Source organism: Paraburkholderia caffeinitolerans, assembly GCF_902859945.1.
In the GTDB taxonomy this organism is placed as follows: domain Bacteria; phylum Pseudomonadota; class Gammaproteobacteria; order Burkholderiales; family Burkholderiaceae; genus Paraburkholderia; species Paraburkholderia caffeinitolerans.
On sequence record NZ_CADIKL010000088.1, the window covers coordinates 1 to 2,854 of the forward strand.

At 66.1% G+C, this 2,854-nt stretch carries 4 protein-coding genes; all 4 read right to left on the reverse strand.

The annotated features are described in order from the left end of the window. A partial coding sequence (locus HV773_RS36265; protein ID WP_175198521.1) for a peptidylprolyl isomerase occupies positions 1 to 569 on the reverse strand: 569 nt, incomplete at its 3' end. Between the two features lie 20 nt (positions 570 to 589). Further along, positions 590 to 1,273 carry a respiratory nitrate reductase subunit gamma gene (gene narI / locus HV773_RS36270; protein WP_175198522.1) on the reverse strand — a complete coding sequence of 228 codons (684 nt, stop codon included), beginning with the start codon at positions 1,271 to 1,273 and terminating at the stop codon, positions 590 to 592. A gap of 75 nt (positions 1,274 to 1,348) precedes the next feature. After that, on the reverse strand, positions 1,349 to 2,047 hold the full coding sequence (narJ, locus tag HV773_RS36275) for a nitrate reductase molybdenum cofactor assembly chaperone (RefSeq protein WP_175198523.1): 699 nt from the start codon (positions 2,045 to 2,047) through the stop codon (positions 1,349 to 1,351). Further along, the coding region (locus HV773_RS36280) for a 4Fe-4S dicluster domain-containing protein (RefSeq protein ID WP_343052444.1) at positions 2,048 to 2,854 on the reverse strand (807 nt) is incomplete at its 5' end. It lies immediately after the preceding gene.

The window sequence follows — 2,854 nt, forward strand, 5'->3', positions numbered from 1 at the left end:
CCTTCCTCGGCGTGGTCGAACAGCGCGCTCTCGAACTCGGGCACGGTGTCGCCGCGCATCAACTGGCCGAGGCTGCCGCCCACGCCCGCCGAGGGGCAGTTCGACAGTTCGCGGGCGCGCGCTTCGAAGGTGTCCGGCGCGGCCAGCAGCGCGTTGAGCGTCTCCTCGGCCTTCTGGCGCAGAAGCGCGAGCGGCACGCGGTCCGTCACGGCAAAGAGAATATGGCTCGCATAGACGATCTCGTTGCGGATGAAGCGCGTGGGGTGCTGCTCGTAGAAGCGCCGGCAGTCCTCGGGCGTCGGCTCCGGCGTGCGCAACTCGCGCGCGAGCAGTGCTTCGAGCACGTCGTCGTCGAGCGGGCTTGCCGCGTCGATCAATTCGAGCTGCACCGCGCGCTGGCGCAGCAGTTCGCGCACCACCAGCGCCCGGCGCGCCGCGAGCTGCGGGTCGGGGTCGTCGGCGTGATGGCGGCTTTCCTCGGCGATCGCGTTCAGATCGATTTCAACATGGTTCACGCGAGCGGGCGCGTGGGTTGCTGCGCCCGTTACGGCTTGCGAATCGGCATTCATGCACAGGTCTCCTTGATGTTTCAGCGCTTGCGCACGAGCTGGTAAGGACGCAGCAGATAGGCCACCGAGGCGATGCCGCTCCAGATGTGCACCATGCGCGTGAACGGCGAAACGAGAAAGATCGTGAAGCCGAGCGCGATGTGCGTCTGGTAGACGAGCGGCACGCCGTCGAGCAGGCCTGCGATGTTGCCGCGGAATGTCACCACGCCTTTCACGTAGTCGGTGAGCTGCTCGAACATCGCGCCGTCCATGTGGCCCGCCGAGAGCACGACGGTGCCGAGCCCCAGCGCGAGCTGCACCCACAGCATCAGCACGATCACGATGTCCCACGTCTTGCTGTTGTGGCGGATGCGCGCGTCGCCGAGGCGCCGCGCGATCAGCATCGTGAGCCCGATGATGGCAAAGAAGCCCGCGGTGCCGCCCGCGACCATCGCGAGCAACTGGTGCATGGACGCCGAGATGAACGGCGCGACGAGCCAGTGCGGGGCGAGAAAGCCTACGAAGTGGCCCATCACCACGACGAGGATGCCCCAGTGAAAGAGATTGCTGCCGACGCGCAGCGCGCCGCGCCGCAGCAGTTGTGACGAGTCGCTCTTCCAGGTGTATTGCTCGCGGTCGAACCGTACCAGCGAGCCGAACAGCAGCACCGCCAGGCAAATGTACGGATAGATGCCGAACAGGAACTGGTGGAAATATTGGCCCATGACTGCTCCTTGCTGAGTGCGCGGAATGCTTGCGCGGGGTACTGAACCTGATACTGGGTGCTGTCGTGCGGGATTTCAGCGTGACGGACGGCGCGCATGGAACTCCACGGGCGCCACCGCCGGCTGCGTATTGCCCATGAATTTCACGGGCTCCTCGGTCCAGGCGGCGTCGAGCGCATCGAGATCCTGGCTGTCGTGCGGCGCGTTCGCGTCGTCGTCGTGCGCGTCTTCGGGCAGCTCTGCTCCGGTGTTGCCCGCGAGCGCGAGTACCGCGCCCGTCACATACGCGTAGTGGCTGTTGCGGCGGTTCAGCTCGGCGGTGATCGCCTCCAGGATCGCAACGGTTTCGCCGAGCAGCGAGCGCGCCTCGCCGGCTTCGAGTATCGAGAGATATTCGAGGAACACCGGCAGATAGTCGGGCAACTGCTCGGGGCCGAGCAGCAGGCCGTGGCCCTCGTACATCTGCTTCAGGTCGATCATCGCCTGGCCGCGATCGCGCGACTCGCCGTGCACATGCTCGAACAGATGCAGCGAAGTGGCGCGGCCGCGGTCGAACAGCGCGACATAGTTCTCTTGCAGCGAGAGCAGGTCGCGCGAGCCGAGGTAGTCGAGAAAGCGCAGCAGATGCTCGCGCGTCTCGCCGCGTAGCGCGCGCTCGCTTCGCACGAGCTCGCGCGCTTCATCGAGTGCGCCGATCAGCGCATCGGTCGGGTATTCGAGGCACGCGGCCAGCAGCCGGAACGTGAGGCTATTGGGTGGGCGGGGCGCAAACATTCAGATCTCCTGAATCGGAATCCGGCGCTGGCCGGTCTTGGGCGCGAACAGGCTCGCCTCGCTGCGGCCGTCCGAGTAGCCGTTGCCGAACGTGAAGCCGCAACCCGAGCGCAGATCGAAGGCGTCTTCCGCATATTCGCGGTGCGTGGTGGGAATCACGAAGCGGTCTTCGTAATTCGCGATCGCGAGATAGCGGTACATCTCTTCGACCTGATGCAGCGACAGCCCCGCTTGGTCGAGCACCTGAGTGGCGTCCACGCGGTCCACGTGACGCGCGCGCATGAACGCGCGCATCGCGAGCATGCGCTCGAGCGCCAACTTCACGGGCTGCTCGTCGCCTGCCGTCAGCAGGTTCGCCAGATAGCGCAGCGGAATGCGCAGCGACTCCACATCGGGCAGGTAGCCGTTCATGCCGAGGTCGCCGCTATTCGCAGCCGAGTTGATGGGCGAAAGCGGCGGCACGTACCAGACCATCGGCAGCGTGCGGTACTCGGGGTGCAGCGGGAACGCGATGCGCCAGTCGATCGCCATCTTGTAGACCGGCGAGCGCTGCGCGCCGTCGATCCACGCCTGCGGAACGCCGTCGCGCGCAGCCTGCTCGATCACGGCCGGATCGAACGGATCGAGGAATACGTCGAGCTGGGCCTGATAGAGGTCCTTCTCGTCGGCCACGCTCGCGGCTTTTTCGATGCGGTCGGCGTCGTAGAGCAGCACGCCCAGATAGCGGATGCGGCCCACGCAGGTTTCCGAGCACACCGTGGGCTGGCCCGCCTCGATGCGCGGATAGCAGAAGATGCACTTCTCGGC